The following is a 16,949-nucleotide window of genomic DNA, read 5'->3' as shown; positions in this document are numbered from 1 at the left end:
TGTTTATAAGACTACAATAGACTTAATTAGAGACCACTTTACAGTACCGAGTAACGTATGACAACTAGAATACTAACAGAAGCAGCAGCAAGTATAAGTGAATTAAAAGCCAACCCGATGAAAGTTGCATTAAGCGCAAACGGTGATCCTATTGCAGTTTTAAACAGAAATGAACCTGCTTTTTATTGTGTACCAGCAGAGACTTATGAATTTTTAATGGATCACGTTGAAGATTTAGAATTATTGGCAATTGCTGAAAGCAGAAAGAATGAAACAAGCGTAAAGGTTAGCTTAAATGATCTATGAGTTAGAGTTTAAAAAGTCTGCCCTAAAGGAGTGGAAAAAATTAGGGGCAACAGTTCAAACACAACTTAAAAAGAAACTAGCTGAAGTAATTGAGAATCCACATATTCAAAGTGCCAAGCTATCCGGTGCAAACGAATTGTATAAAATAAAGGTAAGGCAAGCTGGTTATCGCTTAGTGTATGAAGTAAATGACGAGATCATTACTGTAACCGTTATCTCTGTTGGGAAAAGAGATAAAGGAAAAGTATACAAGGTTGCGATGCACCGAACTGATTAATAAACATAACGCAGGCAGCAAAGCGGAAGATCCTGCAACATATTCTGTGTAACTGCCATTTAGTTACAGACTCTATTACAACGTGAACCGATTGCATTCAGCAAATGTTGCTCAATCACCTGTTAACTATGAAAATTCCTTTTTAAAGATGTCCGGTTGGACTTGACCACAACAGTCTTTCGGTGTTGGAAGACAAGTACACCCTATGACGAATCAAAGTATCTAGAAGCCCTGAAAAGCAAAGGCTCACCGTTATTGAAATGTGCGGTGGAAAGTAAGTTTTAATACTTGCTGTTCACCTCAGGGCGTGTTGTTAGCAATATTTACTCAAATATATAGGGCCAAGTATTTCTAAATTTTTATTCCATAATTCTGATATTAATGAGAGCGAAAAACGATGAAAGTGTTCAGCTTTAAGATCTCTACTTTTAACTATTCCATTAAGCGGTATAAAATGTTCGTCTGACAACCTGAATATTGGAGTGTGAGCTGCGTCATTTCTCAGCTCGCGAAACCAGTCATAAAGCAGAAATTGGAATTGATCTATTTTCCCTTCTTTTTTTAATTTTTGTAATCTCTGATGATGATTTTTTAAAACCACATTTGGCATATAATGATCAGATAAGGTTTTCACCATCATTTCAACAAAAGCATGAGATACAATAACAAGCAAACGCGGGTTACTTTTGACTATATCAATTTCTTCTCCAATTTGGAGTATATAATCAGAATCCAACGCTAAACTCCCGATATTGCTAACGAGGGTGTAGAAAAACCCTCACTCTAAATTTTGAATTAAAAATCAACCTGATTTGACCACAAAAACGTGCCTCTACGTGAAATATACATAGGTTAAATCATAAATATTTTACCTAGCGCGTTGTCATTTTATACCCTTGACCTTTTTTTAAAATTCAGAGGCTTAAAACGTTGGTTAAAATAATGAGCGCAGCAAAATAGCCAACTGTTTTAAGTCCACTGCAATGCCTTGTTAGGACTATGACTTTAATTCCTCAACAGAGAAACCTCGCTTTTTTAGTATTGAGACCGCCACACTTCTTTCTTCACTAGTACTTCCAAATACACCGTCATTTTTTGCTATTTTAAGCAATTCATCATCATTCTTATTCTCATATTTTTGCTTCAATTCTCGTAACTCATTTACTTGCTTTTCTATTTCCCCAGCAACGGCCGTAGCTACATTTTTTGTTACCTCTAAAGCCTTTTTCCAAAAACTCGTTCCAGATCAGGCTCTGTTTTAGCAACGACACCACACTTTGGGCATGTATGAGGTAATTTTATTTTTCCAGCCATAATGACTCTCCTTTGTTAAAAAATATGAGTGAGCTAAATAGCCCTAACGCCGCCAACAGCGGCCGAGCGTAGCGAGGTCCAGCCAGCTTTGCTGGCGATGCTGCTTGGCCTTGTTATACGCTGACATTGGTTTTTATTCCCTTGCTTGTAGCAAAGACTAGAAACTCATATAGAGATTCGTTATCAAAAGCCTTTGCGGCAAAATCTAGTTTGAACGGTTTACCTGATAAAGGAATAAAATTAAGCCTAGAGACTACTTGATCTTTGATAGCTCCATGCCCCGCCGAAAGCTTTTCTGCCATGTTTGCATTTTGGCCAATATTGATTTCTCGTATTGAGCTTACAGGTACCTCAATATCTAGAGATTTCCATCCAGCTTTGCCTTTGACCTTTAATGTATCATTGAAAATTGACAACTGATAAGACGAGAGTGAACTTGTTAACCAATTTATATAGAGATAGCCAGACAACACAAGAAGACCACCACCTATAACCCAGCCAATTTGCCTTGCTAAAGTTTCTTCGATGCCAAAGATATTTGTAAGAAGATACATGACTAACAAAACGAAAATTATTCCGTAAAACACAAGCGATACCAGTGCAAGAGGAAGCCAGCCAACAAATGACTTTAAGATTGTCTTCTTGCTATTGTTCCTTACTTCCACAACTTCTCCGATTGCGTATAACGCCTCATTCAGAAGCAAATAATTGTTGGCTAAAATCGCTACGCAGGAGCAAAAGCCAACTGTTATTTGTCCTGCTTTATTGCCTTGTTAGCTGTATCTACACCAATACTACTTAATGAAATAACCAACTGGAAGCCATTTGCCACTACTTTTACTTAACATTAAAGTTTCAGTTGCTGATTTTTTATTTTGAAAGTCAGTTTGAAATTGAATAACTAAGTATTCACCTACTGGAGCACCAGAGAGTTCTGCGTACTCTTTAACGCCTAATTCAGCACGTAAATTCACTTTACCCAATGGAGTACGGACACCTTTAAGTGCTGTATCCCATTTGCTTTGAGATAGTTGGGATTGAAAAAAGAATCTGATTTTTGCCAGCTTTCAGTGTAATTGCCGGAATCAACAATTTTAAGCCATGCTTTTGCCGCTGCTGAACCTGAAGATTCATTTGCAGTAACGAAAGAAGAAATACACAGTGATAATATAAAGATTAGTTTTTTCATAATAATTCCTTTTACTCTAAAGTTTAATAATATTGTCATACTAAAAATACAGCTAAAGCCTAAATAACAGGCTAAAAATTGTTGGCCAAAACCAGCGAGGCACGAGCAATGGCCAGCTATTTTTAGTCCTTGTTGATTTTCTTGTTAGGCAGTTTTTCACACTCTGCTAGTAATTTGTCTGTAAACACTTTCATAGAGGTAACAAGGTTGAACACATAATCGCTGTCGATATTTAAATGCGTACGGGAATAATATTCTGCCTCTAAATTATCATTATATTCAATTATTTTTAATTGCTTAGCATGAGCCTTCTTATCGATATGGCCGGCAGCATGAGCAATAACATTGCGTATGGCTTGAGCATCCTTAATCTGTTTCCATTCCTTTCCACTAACGGGAAGAGAAAGCGAGCTTAATTTTGTTAAGTATTGCTTTGCTCTTTCAATACCTGAACCAGTAAAATCTGTAAAAGAAGCTTTAATATCTAAATCTGCTTCAACACTTCGACATAATTGATTCATAAAATCCTCAAATATCGACACCAGCATAATTAAATATGATTTTCGTTGATATTGTGGGAATTCATCATTTAACTTTGAAGCTAAATCTCTACGATAATTAAACCTATGAAGTGTTGGTTCGTCATCTTCAAGTATTGAAGATCTATACCGTTCTGACTCTTCAATCCAATTGCGCTCTGATATTTCTATAAACAACTTGTATGAATCAAGGTCAACCAAGAAATGTGCTACGACTTGATACGGGACTTGCATGACTCTCCTGAACTGCCAACGCTTCACTAACAGGCGAAAACGCATTGCGTTTTTGTCCCAGCGAGCAAAGCGAGTGAGTTTAGTGATTTGTTATATGCCATTACCGGTGAGACCATTCGTATTCCCAACAAAAATGTTTAGCGACTTGTTTAAACATACCTTCCCAGCTGATATCTGTACAACCTGATAGTATTTTATTTGTTTCCTCCAAAGTTTTCTCCCAAGAGTAGTAAGGTAAAATAAGTAGGTGTTTTTTTTCGTTTATTTGAGAAAGTGATTTTTGTGTAACTACATGAATTTGAAAATCATTTGTACCATCCATACCTTTTGCTCCTACGGAAATATTAAACCAAAAGTCTACTTCTGCAGGATCTTCGAATACCCATTTATTTATTGGGTCGAAGTCAGAACAATCAAAACTTCTGATTACGGGAACAAAATCATTCATTTGACACATAACAGCCTGTTAATGAGGTCTGCGACCTCATAATAATAATTAGAAGGTTTACCTTTTGAGCGTGCAAGCTAGTTTTAGCTGAATTGAAGTGTTTGATAAACATAAAATTAAAACAATCCTTTGTTATGCTTTTTGATTAAAAAGGTAATTTACCTTTTCTACCATTTTATGAGGTCGTAATGATTAAGCCTGAATGGAACACAATGCTAACTAGTTCATTAAATCACTATTCACATTATTATCATCCCTTTTTATAAATTAACTATATTGCCTCATCTAAAAGATGGCAATAGTTTTACTGCTTTGTACTACCTTGAAAATTCATTTCTCCTACTCTTTCATTGGCTTTCTTACCCATTTTTCCATCGCGTTTTTATACGCTTGTGCTTTTTGTTCTTTCTCGTTAGTACAGGGTTTTATTGACATGCCAGTACCAAATTGGTCTGCACTTCCCCTTATTAATTGGTTTTGACTAAAGTAATCTATTCGTTTTTGTTGAACACACCTAATTCCTCCTACTCCTTTTATTTTGTAGGTAGAGGTGTTTTCATCGCTCTCTAATTCTTCAACGCTTTTCTTTGGTTTTACGTAGTTTTCTGACAAGTTATAACCTTGGCGGTATTGCGTTAAATTGTCTTCGGCTAACGTTGTCAGGCTTTGGTTATTTCGTTGGCGAAAATAGCTAGATGTACTTTTTAACAAGTCTGTAGACGTATTAGGTCTGGCTGTTTCATTCTCGCTATGTAGGTTGTTTTTGCTAGATGACGAGTTAATTGATTTGGGCTTGATTGAATTATTTTCTTCCTCTGTAGAGGCTTTACTTTTTTCGAATTTTTCTTCTTGGATTATTGTTTCTAATACAGTTGGCTTGTCTGTTACCTGCGTAACTTCTTTCTTCACAGGGGCATTCACTATATATGCACTGATTGCTTTGGGCTTTACAGCAGACTTTGGTTTTTCCTTGTTTGTTGATGTGCTCAGCAAATAAATAACAATGATATGCAGTAAAAGGGAAAGTAAAGTGGCAACAACTAAATGTGAACGCAAAAGGTATCCTTCTCTTTTTCGTTACAACAACAATAAAATTACTCTTAGTCTTATGTTTGACCTCACTGTTTACACCAAGTTCAAAACAATGCCTCGCAAGCACTAGCTTACGGGGCATTTAACCTTAGATATCCTTTTACTACTCGTCATAAAAAGCATAGGTGCGGGTTTCAATGCTTTGCCTTGGTTTAGACTCAGCGTTTTGAGTTGGCAAGGCAAACGCAGTATGCATTGCAAAACAAGAATGGCTAGAGTCTGAGTCGTAACCTTTAATTAATATGGCTTCTTCTGATGTTATATTCGGAAAATAAGCCCACTTTTGTTGAGAGTTCTTTTTCGCTGCGAATATTTCGCCGTGGTGAGTTTCACCGGTTTTCATATCGTTAAAATGAATATCTGTTTTTACCAAATCGTTGTCATCTAGGCTCGTTGCGTCCATTAACGCTAGGGGATCCCTTTCTACAGTACCCGCTATAGATCGCCATACATTAATTTGTATCATGCGTTTACCTGCAAATTTCGCCACTACGTCTTCACCCAAAACACTGTTTGCCCGCGCTGTTCCCGTTTTATACGTGTAGTCGTTATGTACGTGGTACGCAGGTTGACGGTTAGAGTCTTTTAGCCCTCTCCTTACTGTATGGTCAAACACAAATACATGACTAGCACCTGTTTGCTGCTTTACCAAGGCTTCAACACTGGGATAATAAACCTGTTTAATCTCATCAGAATTACTGTAATCGACGTCGTCAGGCTTAAATGTTGTCAATTTGAAAGCTTCTTTGTTTAGCGATGCCGGTGTTCTTTTGTATAACAGTCTGCCGTCGTGAATGTCAGTGTTTTGAAAGACATAATCGTCGCTATAACCTTGAGATTCGTCATGGCCTGAATAGTTAACTACCGGTGTCTTGTTTGAGTCATTTCTAATGAAATGAAGTTTTGATGTAATAACGTTTGTGTTCATATTATTCCCACTCATTAAATCTACCTACTGATAGGTAGTCTAATTGTTAATCATAAATAGTCAATCACTAATTTTTCGAATAGCGTTAAGGCTAGAGTTAAGAATCGTGTTAAATGAAAAAAGTGAGAGTGAACATTCCCGCCGAGAATTCAGCGGGAACAGAAGTAATAGTTAGAGGTATAAAAACTAATCTAGCTCGTCATTCAGTAAATTATCCGGCAATTTCTTTGAAGGTTGTACACCAAGCTCTCGAAACTGTTCAATTTGACGAATAATGTTGCCTCGCCCTACTGATAACTTGTTCATTGCACCATCAAAGTGACGTTGAGTCACATCCATTGATTTACCTACTTTTTCCATGTCGGTAATAAAGTTACTGAATTTGTCATACAGTTTGGCACCGTGTTCAGCAATTTTTTGTGCGTTTTGATTTTGATATTCGTATTGCCAAATATTATTGATGGTACGCAATGCAACCAGTAAATTGGTTGGGCTTACCAGCATAATGTTCAAGCTTAGCGCGTAACTGACTAACTCAGGATCTTCTTCTATGGCCAGTATAAACGCAGGCTCAATAGGTAAGAACATCAACACATAATCCAAGGTGCGTAAATTGGGTAAGGATTGATAATCCTTTTTACTTAACCCCTTAATATGGGCTTTTAGCGAATTAACGTGATCTTTTAAATGCTGTTGCTTTTGTGACTCGTCGTCGCAATTAAAATAGCGTTCATAAGCCGACAAGCTGACTTTTGAATCAATAACCACGTCTTTGTCATTGGGTAAATGCACTACCACGTCAGGTTGTTGAAGCCTGCCTTCAGTGCTAGTTGAAGACACCTGAGTTTCAAACTCATGACCTTCACGCAACCCAGATTCCTTCAGTACGCGTTCAAGTACCACCTCACCCCAATTACCTTGTTGTTTATTATCGCCTTTTAGCGCTAATGTGAGCGCTGCGGCTTCTTCGGTAATTTTATTGTTGAGCTCTTTTAAGCCTAAAATCTCGGTTTTTAAACTGGCGCGTTCTTGACCTTCTCTTACATGCTGGTCGGTAAGCTGGCGTTTAAACCCATCGATTTGCTCTTTTAGTGGGGTTAGCAAGGCATCTAAGCCTCTATTATTCAGCTGAGTAAAGGATTCACTTTGTTTTTCGAAAATTTTATGCGCAAGGTTTTCAAATTGTTCAGTTAATCGCTTTTCTGTTTGTGTCAGGGTTTCTAGCTTTTCTTGCTGAGCTTGCTCTTTTTGTATAGACGCAGACTCAAAGGCTTTGTAACTCGCAAACAAGGTTGAATGGGTTTGCTGTAATTCAGTGTAATCACTTTGCAGTGATTCATATTGACTTCGCAATTCCGTAGCGAGCGCAGCATCGGAAGTCAATGCAATGATGCTGTCGTTTTGTGTTTGGTTTTTTTCGACTAATTCGTCGTGAAGCTGGGCGATACGCTTATTTTTATTTCCCAAAATAAGCGCAGTAACAGAGGCTCCAACAAGAAGCCCCCCTAGTATTGATGATACTACTGTTAATTCAAAGCTCAGCATCAATATTACGCATCGTCCATTTCAGCAATTTTAACTTTCCAAATTGCAGGCCCTGTTTCGTGGGCATTGGCACCTGTGCTGTCTACTGCAACAGTAACTGGCATGTCTTCCACTTCAAATTCGTATATGGCTTCCATTCCTAAATCTTCAAAGGCCACCACTTTGGCTTTTTTAATGGCTTTAGAAACCAAGTACGCCGCGCCGCCAACAGCCATTAAGTAAACGGATTGATGTTCAGCAATGGATTTCACCGTCGCAGGGCCTCGCTCTGCTTTACCAATCATGCCCATTAGGCCCGTTTTTTCTAGCATCATGTCGGTAAACTTATCCATTCGCGTTGCCGTCGTTGGGCCTGCCGGACCTACCGCTTCATTGCCAACAGCATCTACAGGGCCTACGTAATAAATAAATCTATCGGTTAAATCTACGCCATCAGGTAAACCTTCACCATTGTCCATCATGGTTTGAATACGTTTATGGGCAGCATCACGGCCAGTCAGCATTTTTCCTGAAAGAAGAATTGTTTCGCCGACTTTCCATTCTTTAACTTCATCTTTAGTTAGGGTGTCCATGTTTACACGGCGGGTATTTTCCCCTACTTCCCATGTAATATCTGGCCACTCTTCTAACTTGGGCGCTTTTAATTCTGCTGGGCCTGAACCGTCTAAGGTGAAGTGCGCATGACGAGTTGCCGCGCAGTTAGGGATCATTGCGACAGGCTTAGAAGCTGCATGAGTAGGCAGCGACATGATTTTCACATCTACCACTGTGGTTAAGCCACCTAGGCCTTGCGCACCAATACCGAGTTTGTTTACTGCATTGAAAATATCAACCCGCAGTTTCTCGTCAGTGGTTTCTGGGCCCCGTTCGATAAGTTCGTGGATGTCCACTGGGTCCATTAAGCTTTCTTTCGCTAACACCGCGGCTTTTTCAGCTGTACCGCCAATACCTAGGCCTAGCATACCAGGAGGACACCAACCCGCTCCCATAGTAGGCAATGTTTTAACAACCCATTCAACAATGTCGTCACTTGGGTTTAACATGACCATTTTAGATTTGTTTTCCGAACCGCCACCTTTGGCCGCAATCATCACTTCGACATTGCCGCCCTTCACCATATCTAGGTGAACAACCGCAGGGGTATTGTCTTTTGTATTTTTACGGGCCCCTGCAGGGTCAGCAACAATAGACGCTCTTAATGGGTTGTCTTTATTTGAATAAGCACGACGGGTTCCCTCGTCTACCATTTCTTGTACTGTCATGTCGGTTTTATCCCACGACACGTCCATACCTACCTTTACAAAACAAGTCACTATGCCCGTGTCTTGACACAGAGGGCGTTTACCTTCGGCTGACATTCTTGAATTAATCAATATCTGCGCCATGGCGTCTTTTGCCGCCTGACTTTTTTCTTTGTTGTAGGCTTTTTCTACAGCTTGAACGTAATCAAGAGGATGATAGAAAGAAATAAACTGGAGCGCATCTTCGATGCTATCGATAAAATCTTGCTGGCGAATTGTAGACATTTTGTCCCCTGTAAACGACATAACATGAATATGTAAATTTATAGGCGTATACTATCGCAAGTCGGATAGTCGTTACCAGTTGAACATGAGCAACAAAGCGTTTCTTTATTTACATATACACCCTTTAGCACCCAAAGACTGCCTTCCTTTACATGAAAGGTTTAGCGGTTTGCAGCACAAGCTACACTCGTTGCTTTTAGATTCAGCGGGAAGCAGTGCCAATGAAAACCAGTATTCATTTATGCTTTGGGAACCAGAACATCTGGTTACTCAGCAGTGCGGTAGAACTGTCGTTCACAATATAAAAGAAAAACAAAAATCCGTATCTCGGGCCGATCCCCTCGCGGTTGCCGATTCATTATTGCAGGAATTTAAGCAAAATATTGTACCGGTAAATTACGACAGCGTACCTGATAATCTACCATTCCAAACGGGTTTAGCCGGATTGGTTGGGTATGATGTTGCTCGCTCTTACGTTAAGAGTATTCATTCTGAAAGCCATGATAAAACTGACTACGCCACCGCTGATGTGATTATTGGTTTGTATTCCAATGGCATTATTCATTGCCACCAAACTAACAAGCAATATTACTGCTGTATTAACAACCAACCCAATACATACAGCTACAATAGCGATAACTTGCCCGCGCCTAGTTCAGATAATAATAATGAATTTGCGTTAACCTCGCCTTGGCGTTCAAATTTAACCGAACAGCAATACCACGACGCAATTGACCGTATTCATCGCTATTTGGTTGAAGGTGATTGTTATCAAACGAACTTTTCTCAACGTTTTTCAGCGAATTATTCCGGTAGCTTATTCAATGCGTATTTAGCGCTAAGGGATACGAATAAATCGCCTTTTTCCGCTTATTTAGTTACCCCTCACGGTGCGGTGCTCAGTGTGTCTCCCGAGCGATTCTTAAGTGTGAAGAACAACATGGTCGAAACTCGCCCCATTAAGGGCACGCGACCGCGAAGTGGGGACAAACAAGAAGATGATGCATCGGCCAATGCCTTGCTAAACTCAGAAAAAGACAAAGCTGAAAACTTAATGATTGTTGATTTACTTCGAAATGATTTAAGTAAACACTGCGAACCCAACTCTGTTGATGTTCCACATTTGTTTTCGTTAGAAAGTTATGAAGCGGTACATCACATGGTTAGTGTAGTGACAGGCGTACTTAAACCTCAAAGTACGCCCCTTATGCTACTAAAAGATGCGTTTCCAGGTGGCTCTATTACCGGCGCACCAAAAGTACGTGCAATGGAAATCATCGAAGAACTAGAACCCCACAAACGCAACGTATACTGCGGTTCCATTTTTTATAATGGTTGGCAAAATGATATGGACTCCAGTATTTGTATTCGCACCTTGGTAGCGGAAAATGGTTCAATCTATTGCTGCGCAGGCGGCGGCATTGTTATTGACTCAAAAGCCAGTGAGGAATATAAAGAAACCTTCGATAAAGTAGCTAAGATAGTGCCTCATTTAGTATCAAATGAATAAACAAGAGTTTTTACGCCGCTTCCACCATATTCGCTCTATTGACGCTGAAATTGATTTCCCTCTTGAGTCTAAAGGTCGCGAAGCAGCAGTGTTAATTCCTTTAATAGAAGAAGGCAATCAGCTTTCCGTGCTGTTAACTGAACGTGCTCACCACTTAAAACACCACGCTGGACAAGTCAGCTTCCCGGGTGGCAAAGTAGAAAGTTCCGATGCATCTATTCAACACACAGCGGCAAGAGAAACATTCGAAGAAATTGGTATCCCTCAGCAAAATATCCAATGGCTGGGAAATATAGGCAAATACAGAACGGTGACTGGGTATGAAATCACCCCATTGATTGGTTTTGTGCATCCACCCTTCGATATTGTTATGAATGACAACGAAGTGGCAAGCGTCTTTCAAGTTCCTTTGTGTGAGCTGTGCAATTTGGCAAACCATTATGTTTACCCCGTTCAGCGCATGGGTTTAACGCAAACACTTTACTTTATTCGATATCAACGCTATACGATATGGGGGGCAACGGCGGCCATTATTCGGAACTTGAGTTATCACCTTTATGACAATAAATAATGATTAGTATTTTTGACCTTTTTTCTGTGGGTATTGGCCCTTCAAGCTCACATACCGTAGGGCCGATGCGCGCCGCATCTGAATGCGTAAAGCAGCTTAGTAATAAAGGCGCGTTGTCAGAGATTAATCAGGTAACAGTAGAGTTGTTTGGCTCTCTTGGACAAACAGGAATAGGTCACGGTACAGGCAAAGCGGTCATACTTGGCTTAATGGGCGAAACACCTGAAAACGTTGATGTATCTTTAGTTGACGGATATTTATCAAAAGTACGAGAAACGGAAATTATTCATTTAAATGGAGAACATGCAGTGCCCTTCCCTCAACAAGGCGCCATTGTTTTTCATTGTCGTAAAACCCTTCCCCTTCACTCTAATGCACTAACAATCAAATTTAGGTTTAACGACAAACGCGAACAAGCATTTACCTATTACTCTATTGGTGGTGGTTTTATCGTTACTGAAGATGAATACGAAAAGGTGAAAACAGAAACGGCTGCGCAGTTCTCTCATATACCTTATGGGTTTGAGACTGCAGATGAGCTTATCGATTTATGCAATGCTAACGGGCTTAGCATTAGCGCTCTGATGATGGAAAATGAAGTTGCCTTTTTATCAAAAGCTTTAGTTTCTCCTAGAGATCATATTGAAAATGCTTTGTTCGATATTTGGAAAGTAATGGAATCCTGCATCGAACGAGGGCTAAATCAGGAAGGTATATTACCTGGAGGCTTAAAAGTCCCGAGAAGAGCACCTAATTTATACAGGCGGCTACAAAACGAAAACTCAAATGACCCAATGCAGGTTATGGACTGGGTCAATGTGTTTGCCCTAGCAGTAAATGAAGAAAATGCCGCTGGCGGCAGAGTTGTTACCGCGCCTACTAATGGTGCCGCAGGGGTTATTCCCGCCGTCATGGCCTACTATGACAAATTTGTTCGAAAAATAGATGCCGAAACAGCAACGCGATTTTTACTAACGGCAGGCGCTATTGGTATTTTGTATAAAAAGAATGCGTCTATTTCAGGGGCTGAAGTTGGTTGCCAAGGAGAAATTGGTGTTGCCTGCTCTATGGCAGCAGGCGCTTTAACGGCTGTATTAGGTGGCTCAATTGTTAATGTAGAAAATGCCGCAGAAATAGGTATGGAGCACAACTTGGGGTTAACGTGCGATCCCGTTGGTGGCTTAGTGCAGGTTCCTTGCATAGAAAGAAATGCTATGGGTGCAATTAAGGCAATTAATGCTTCACGGTTAGCGCTTCGGGGTACCGGAGATCACAAGGTGTCTCTAGATAAAGTAATAAAAACCATGCGTGAAACTGGAGAAGATATGAAAAGTAAATACAAAGAAACCGCCCGAGGCGGTTTAGCTGTCAACATTATTGAGTGTTAATTACTTAACTGGCAAGGTGTAGCTTTTGAACATTTTTTCGACTTCGTCGTTATTTTTTAACATCATGGCTTTTTCAACGTTATCTTTGGTTAAGTGTGGTGCAAAGCGTTCAATAAAATCAAACATATAACTTCTTAAGAAGCTACCTTTTCTAAAGCCAATTTTGGTGGTGCTGTAATCAAACAAATGACTGGCATCAATTTTCACCAAATCATCATCGTCTTCTTCAGACACTGCCATAGAAGCAATCACACCAATACCTACGCCTAACCTTACGTAAGTTTTTATTACATCAGCATCCGTTGCGGTAAATACGATTTTTGGGGTTAATCCGGCTTTTTCAAACGCTAAATCAAGCTCCGAACGGCCTGTAAAACCAAATACATAAGTCACTAAAGGAAATTCAGCTATGTCTTCAATACTAAGTTTTTCTTTGTTGGCTAAAGGATGAGACTTGTTCACGATAACACTGCGATTCCAGTGATAGCATGGCAGCATAACCAAATCGTTGTATAAATGCAGTGCTTCTGTGGCAATGGCAAAGTCAGCTTCGCCTTTTGCCGCTAAATCACTGATTTGTGAAGGTGTGCCTTGGTGCATATGCAAAGATACTTTATGAAACTTAGACATAAAGCCTTGGATAACATCAGGTAATGCATAGCGAGCTTGCGTATGGGTTGTTGCTATATTTAACTTACCTTCATCAGGAAGCGTATGCTCTCTGGCAACGGATTTAATACTTTCGACTTTTGCCAGTACTTCCCTTGAAAGCTTGATGATATCTTTACCCGCATCAGTAACATGGGTCAGATGTTTTCCACTTCGGCCAAAAATTTGCACACCGAGTTCATCTTCTAGCATGCGCACCTGTTTACTGATACCCGGTTGAGAGGTGTAAAGGCTCTCAGCAGTGGCTGATACGTTAAGATTATTATTAAGTACTTCAACGATATAACGGAGTTGCTGTAGCTTCATCGCTTTTCGGACCTCTACGTATCAGGGAAATATGGATGTAAATAACCATTTACTTTACCCAAATTGGGTTATAATTAAAAGTTAAAAGAACCTTTGTTTTCATAATATAGAAATACTGTTCAAAGAAAATAACGATTTATTGCATAATTACCAAAACTCAGCTTGAATTAATTCACTTAGCTAATACCTTTTATTGATGAAGAACAATACTTTGAAAAATAACACCCCCATCGACTTTTCAGACGTTTTAACTGCAGTAGTACACGATATGAAAAACTCGCTAGGGTTACTTATTCAATCAATTGAGACACTAGAGCAACATGTTCCTGCAGATTTAGAGGACGCTCATTCCCACATTTGTTGTACTCATTATGAGGCGTCGCGATTAAATTCAAATTTAGTACAATTACTATCGCTATATAGAACAGACGTACAGCAACTTCCTACAACCGTAGACTTTTACAACATAGAAGACTTACTTGAAGATATAGTTACATCTCATCATTATTATGCAAATCAAAAAAATGTATCGATAGAGACTAATGTAACAAGTGAATTGCATTGGTACTTAGACTCAGAACTCATTTATTTATTGTTGAACGATGTTCTCATTAACGCGCTAAAGTACGCAGGTAAAAAGCTTATTTTAACGGCAAAAGTCGAGAAAAATAGTAATGGAGAATGGCTATTAATTACTGTTGAAGACGATGGAACAGGTTATCCCGATGTGATGTTAACAAGTAGTTGCGATATTCCGTCTTCAACCAGTATAAAAAACGGTAGAACAGGGCTAGGCTTGTTCTTTGCAAAGTTGATCGCACATGCTCATGAAAATAACGATAGACGAGGAAAGATTTCATTATCAAATGGTGGTAGGCTAGGCGGAAGTGTCTTTTCAGTGAAATTACCGTAATATTGGTCTATATAACAGTATTAGCTAAATTTTTGTTTTTTTGGTAAGGCATATTGGAGACTGAGTTTCTTGATGATTATAATTGTTGTACTGGTTGGGGTGCTGTTTGTTACAGCCATAATTTTAAATGCGGTTCAGCAGCATCGAGCTAAAGCTGAAGCTGAAAAAAGAACTGAAATCGCGAAGTTTAAAGCCATAATAGACGAAACTGAAAATGCAATTTCTGTGTGTAGTCAATTCCCTATTCAGCAAAAATTAGTTGTTCTTTTGCACAATCGAGTTTTATTTGCGTTAGAAAATATTATTTCCCTTTCTCCTGCTACAGCAGATCTTAAGCAACGCTTAAAAGATAAAGAGGCCATGATTAAAAGCATGGATGCTAACAGTAGTGAACTATTAGGTGAGTTCGGATTACCTGATAACGATAAGCAAGTCATTCAATATATTCAGGGCGTTAAAAAACTTAGAGTTTTACTTCGAGCTGAGCATTCTAAAGGCAAAGTCGAACCTAAAGTTTTTATTGAACAAGACAAACAACTAGAGCGATTGCAGCTTCGTGTTAACGTTGAAACATTAGGACGCAGAGCTGCCAGTGCAATGAGTGCCAAAATGTTGGGTTCAGCCCGACAATATTTTGAAAAAGGCATTAAAGCAATGGAAAATCAAAGTAAGCTAGACGAGATACTTGCTAAACGCCTTATGCAATTCAAGCAGCAACTAGCAGAAATTCAAGATGAATTGAAAAATGCGAATGCTGAAGACAGAGAACGCAAAAAAGAAGAGGACAGAGATGAACTCGATGAACTTTTTGCACCTAAGAAAAAGTGGTAACCCCTAAATTGTTAATATCTGAACTTCCGGTACATCATAAAATAATTTCCCGTTTATCCGATTACGGTTTTACTAATTTAACTGATATTCAAGAAAAAACCATACTCCCTGCACTGTCGGGAAAGGACGTGATGGCATCGTCTCAAACCGGGTCAGGGAAAACTCTTGCTTTTTTGATCCCATCAATCCACAGATTAATGTCGACCAAGGCATTGAGCAAACAAGACCCTAGAGCCCTTATTTTGGCCCCTACTCGCGAGCTAGCAAAACAAGTTTACATTGAAGTTAAAAAGTTAACTTCAGGTGGTAAGCTTAGTTGTGCATTAATTGTAGGTGGCGAAAACTATAATGATCAGGCGAAAACACTTAGGAAAAACCCAGATATTATTATTGGCACATCTGGTCGAGTCTATGACCACTTAGAAAGTCGACATTTCTTTTTAAACGGCTTAGAACTCCTTATTTTAGATGAAGCTGATCGTATGTTGGATTTAGGCTTTGCTGAGTCTCTTTTAGCTATCAATAAATTTGCCAATCATAGAAAGCGCCAAACGTTAATGTTTTCAGCTACGCTTGATAATATTGAGTTAAACAACCTTTCGAACCAATTGGTAAAGGCCCCTACTCGTATCAATATTGGTTTATCGACAGAAAAGCACCAAGACATTCATCAGCATTTTTACTTTGCTGACTCTGTTACTCATAAAGAAAAACTTTTAGAAGAAGTATTATCTTCATCTGATTTTAAACAAGCTGCTGTTTTTACAGCCACTCGAGAAGACACCGCCAGAATTGCAGAATTATTGAATGAAGTTTTGCCGAAAAACCACGTTGCTATTGCTTTAAGTGGTGATTTAAATCAAAAACAACGCTCTTCCGTGATGATGGGGTTTTCAAAAGGTCAGCAAAATATACTGGTTACAACCGACTTGGCCTCGAGAGGCTTAGATCTACCTAATATAGGCTTAGTTGTGAATTTCGATTTACCAAAACACGCTGAGGAATATATTCACCGTATCGGTAGAACAGGTCGTGCTGGTCATACCGGAAACGCTATTGCTTTGGTTGGGAAACGCGATTGGCCAAGCTTTGAGCTAATAAAAGCTCATTTAGATTACGAAATTCACTGTGAATCCCATGAAGACTATCCCAGTAAATTTAAAGGAGTTGTTCCTCGTAAGAAAAAAGATTTTGAAAAGAACGTAGGCAAAAAACGAGTATCAAGCTCAAAATTGAAACAAGCTCCAGTTAAAAGGGTTAATACCCTAATAGGGCAAAACGTAGGTGACATGCCTATTTTGAAAAAAAAGACAAATAAAATCAGTGAGTAATTTGGTTAAATTCATTCCTTTGGTCTATATTG

General features: G+C 39.1%; 19 protein-coding genes. 8 read left to right on the top strand and 11 right to left on the bottom strand.

Features of this window, described 5'->3' with window-relative positions; translation table 11 throughout:
• The first annotated feature begins 57 nt into the window (after positions 1 to 57).
• Positions 58 to 306, top strand: a complete 249-nt coding sequence (locus J3L16_RS04735) for a type II toxin-antitoxin system Phd/YefM family antitoxin (RefSeq protein WP_207611744.1) — start codon at positions 58 to 60, stop codon at positions 304 to 306.
• Entirely contained in the window at positions 296 to 583 is a 288-nt protein-coding gene (locus J3L16_RS04730; protein WP_207611743.1) for a type II toxin-antitoxin system RelE/ParE family toxin, read from the top strand. Before J3L16_RS04735 ends, J3L16_RS04730 begins: the two co-directional genes overlap by 11 nt.
• Before the next feature lie 313 nt (positions 584 to 896).
• Here the strand turns inward: J3L16_RS04730 and J3L16_RS04725 are convergent, their stop codons facing one another.
• The 10 genes from J3L16_RS04725 to J3L16_RS04685 all read right to left on the bottom strand — a co-directional run bounded on the left by J3L16_RS04725 (position 897) and on the right by J3L16_RS04685 (position 9,398).
• On the bottom strand, positions 897 to 1,319 hold the full coding sequence (locus tag J3L16_RS04725) for a hypothetical protein (RefSeq protein WP_207611742.1): 423 nt from the start codon (positions 1,317 to 1,319) through the stop codon (positions 897 to 899).
• A 691-nt stretch (positions 1,320 to 2,010) separates the two neighbouring features.
• Positions 2,011 to 2,562 carry a hypothetical protein gene (locus J3L16_RS04720; RefSeq protein ID WP_207611741.1) on the bottom strand — a complete coding sequence of 184 codons (552 nt, stop codon included), beginning with the start codon at positions 2,560 to 2,562 and terminating at the stop codon, positions 2,011 to 2,013.
• Between the two features lie 129 nt (positions 2,563 to 2,691).
• Positions 2,692 to 2,952, bottom strand: a complete 261-nt coding sequence (locus J3L16_RS04715) for a DUF4019 domain-containing protein (RefSeq protein ID WP_347564643.1) — start codon at positions 2,950 to 2,952, stop codon at positions 2,692 to 2,694.
• Positions 2,868 to 3,086: a DUF4019 domain-containing protein gene (locus tag J3L16_RS16210; protein WP_242698663.1), complete on the bottom strand. Its 219-nt coding sequence runs from the start codon at positions 3,084 to 3,086 to the stop codon at positions 2,868 to 2,870. Before J3L16_RS16210 ends, J3L16_RS04715 begins: the two co-directional genes overlap by 85 nt.
• 122 nt (positions 3,087 to 3,208) lie before the next feature.
• A complete protein-coding gene (locus J3L16_RS04710; RefSeq protein ID WP_207611740.1) occupies positions 3,209 to 3,859 on the bottom strand; it encodes a hypothetical protein in 651 nt (216 codons plus the stop codon).
• Positions 3,860 to 3,959: 100 nt separating this feature from the next.
• Complete coding sequence (locus tag J3L16_RS04705; RefSeq protein ID WP_207611739.1) at positions 3,960 to 4,307, bottom strand: Imm8 family immunity protein; 348 nt, start codon at positions 4,305 to 4,307, stop codon at positions 3,960 to 3,962.
• Between the two features lie 339 nt (positions 4,308 to 4,646).
• Positions 4,647 to 5,363 carry a hypothetical protein gene (locus J3L16_RS04700; RefSeq protein ID WP_207611738.1) on the bottom strand — a complete coding sequence of 239 codons (717 nt, stop codon included), beginning with the start codon at positions 5,361 to 5,363 and terminating at the stop codon, positions 4,647 to 4,649.
• 139 nt (positions 5,364 to 5,502) lie between these two features.
• Positions 5,503 to 6,327 carry a CmcJ/NvfI family oxidoreductase gene (locus J3L16_RS04695; RefSeq protein WP_207611737.1) on the bottom strand — a complete coding sequence of 275 codons (825 nt, stop codon included), beginning with the start codon at positions 6,325 to 6,327 and terminating at the stop codon, positions 5,503 to 5,505.
• 186 nt (positions 6,328 to 6,513) lie between these two features.
• Complete coding sequence (gene rmuC / locus J3L16_RS04690) at positions 6,514 to 7,872, bottom strand: DNA recombination protein RmuC (protein WP_207611736.1); 1,359 nt, start codon at positions 7,870 to 7,872, stop codon at positions 6,514 to 6,516.
• A 5-nt stretch (positions 7,873 to 7,877) separates the two neighbouring features.
• Complete coding sequence (locus J3L16_RS04685; protein ID WP_207611735.1) at positions 7,878 to 9,398, bottom strand: fumarate hydratase; 1,521 nt, start codon at positions 9,396 to 9,398, stop codon at positions 7,878 to 7,880.
• Between the two features lie 85 nt (positions 9,399 to 9,483).
• Here J3L16_RS04685 and pabB point away from each other — a divergent pair, with 85 nt between their 5' ends.
• Genes pabB through J3L16_RS04670 form a run of 3 tightly spaced genes read left to right on the top strand, consistent with a single transcriptional unit; the run spans position 9,484 to position 12,867 of the window.
• Complete coding sequence (gene pabB / locus J3L16_RS04680; protein ID WP_207611734.1) at positions 9,484 to 10,908, top strand: aminodeoxychorismate synthase component I; 1,425 nt, start codon at positions 9,484 to 9,486, stop codon at positions 10,906 to 10,908.
• On the top strand, positions 10,901 to 11,479 hold the full coding sequence (locus tag J3L16_RS04675) for a CoA pyrophosphatase (protein WP_207611733.1): 579 nt from the start codon (positions 10,901 to 10,903) through the stop codon (positions 11,477 to 11,479). Before pabB ends, J3L16_RS04675 begins: the two co-directional genes overlap by 8 nt.
• The gene (locus J3L16_RS04670) at positions 11,479 to 12,867 is read left to right on the top strand and encodes an L-serine ammonia-lyase (RefSeq protein WP_207611732.1); all 1,389 of its coding nucleotides are present in this window, start codon (positions 11,479 to 11,481) and stop codon (positions 12,865 to 12,867) included. The genes J3L16_RS04675 and J3L16_RS04670 overlap by 1 nt, the downstream gene beginning before the upstream one ends.
• Here J3L16_RS04670 and cysB read toward each other — a convergent pair whose 3' ends face one another.
• The gene (cysB, locus tag J3L16_RS04665) at positions 12,868 to 13,842 is read right to left on the bottom strand and encodes an HTH-type transcriptional regulator CysB (RefSeq protein ID WP_207611731.1); all 975 of its coding nucleotides are present in this window, start codon (positions 13,840 to 13,842) and stop codon (positions 12,868 to 12,870) included.
• Positions 13,843 to 14,053: 211 nt separating this feature from the next.
• On the opposite strand from cysB, the gene J3L16_RS04660 reads away from it, so the two are divergent.
• The 3 genes from J3L16_RS04660 (at position 14,054) to J3L16_RS04650 (ending at position 16,917) form a co-directional block, all read left to right on the top strand.
• A complete protein-coding gene (locus J3L16_RS04660; protein WP_242698662.1) occupies positions 14,054 to 14,755 on the top strand; it encodes a HAMP domain-containing sensor histidine kinase in 702 nt (233 codons plus the stop codon).
• A 72-nt stretch (positions 14,756 to 14,827) separates the two neighbouring features.
• Positions 14,828 to 15,586 carry a hypothetical protein gene (locus J3L16_RS04655; protein ID WP_347564640.1) on the top strand — a complete coding sequence of 253 codons (759 nt, stop codon included), beginning with the start codon at positions 14,828 to 14,830 and terminating at the stop codon, positions 15,584 to 15,586.
• 8 nt (positions 15,587 to 15,594) lie between these two features.
• Complete coding sequence (locus J3L16_RS04650) at positions 15,595 to 16,917, top strand: DEAD/DEAH box helicase (protein WP_207611863.1); 1,323 nt, start codon at positions 15,595 to 15,597, stop codon at positions 16,915 to 16,917.
• Positions 16,918 to 16,949: the final 32 nt, after the last annotated feature.

The organism is Alteromonas sp. 5E99-2, from assembly GCF_017368475.1.
In the GTDB taxonomy this organism is placed as follows: domain Bacteria; phylum Pseudomonadota; class Gammaproteobacteria; order Enterobacterales; family Alteromonadaceae; genus Alteromonas_F.
This window is presented reverse-complemented; position numbering and strand designations above follow the sequence as displayed.

Coding starts and splice junctions, on each gene's coding strand:
- pabB (WP_207611734.1), top strand. CDS start 9,484: ATGAGCAACAAAGCGTTTCTTTATTTACATATACACCCTTTAGCACCC.
- J3L16_RS16210 (WP_242698663.1), bottom strand. CDS start 3,086: ATGAAAAAACTAATCTTTATATTATCACTGTGTATTTCTTCTTTCGTT.
- J3L16_RS04655 (WP_347564640.1), top strand. CDS start 14,828: ATGATTATAATTGTTGTACTGGTTGGGGTGCTGTTTGTTACAGCCATA.
- rmuC (WP_207611736.1), bottom strand. CDS start 7,872: ATGCTGAGCTTTGAATTAACAGTAGTATCATCAATACTAGGGGGGCTT.
- J3L16_RS04675 (WP_207611733.1), top strand. CDS start 10,901: ATGAATAAACAAGAGTTTTTACGCCGCTTCCACCATATTCGCTCTATT.
- J3L16_RS04705 (WP_207611739.1), bottom strand. CDS start 4,307: ATGAATGATTTTGTTCCCGTAATCAGAAGTTTTGATTGTTCTGACTTC.
- cysB (WP_207611731.1), bottom strand. CDS start 13,842: ATGAAGCTACAGCAACTCCGTTATATCGTTGAAGTACTTAATAATAAT.
- J3L16_RS04730 (WP_207611743.1), top strand. CDS start 296: ATGATCTATGAGTTAGAGTTTAAAAAGTCTGCCCTAAAGGAGTGGAAA.
- J3L16_RS04670 (WP_207611732.1), top strand. CDS start 11,479: ATGATTAGTATTTTTGACCTTTTTTCTGTGGGTATTGGCCCTTCAAGC.
- J3L16_RS04695 (WP_207611737.1), bottom strand. CDS start 6,327: ATGAACACAAACGTTATTACATCAAAACTTCATTTCATTAGAAATGAC.
- J3L16_RS04710 (WP_207611740.1), bottom strand. CDS start 3,859: ATGCAAGTCCCGTATCAAGTCGTAGCACATTTCTTGGTTGACCTTGAT.
- J3L16_RS04735 (WP_207611744.1), top strand. CDS start 58: ATGACAACTAGAATACTAACAGAAGCAGCAGCAAGTATAAGTGAATTA.
- J3L16_RS04685 (WP_207611735.1), bottom strand. CDS start 9,398: ATGTCTACAATTCGCCAGCAAGATTTTATCGATAGCATCGAAGATGCG.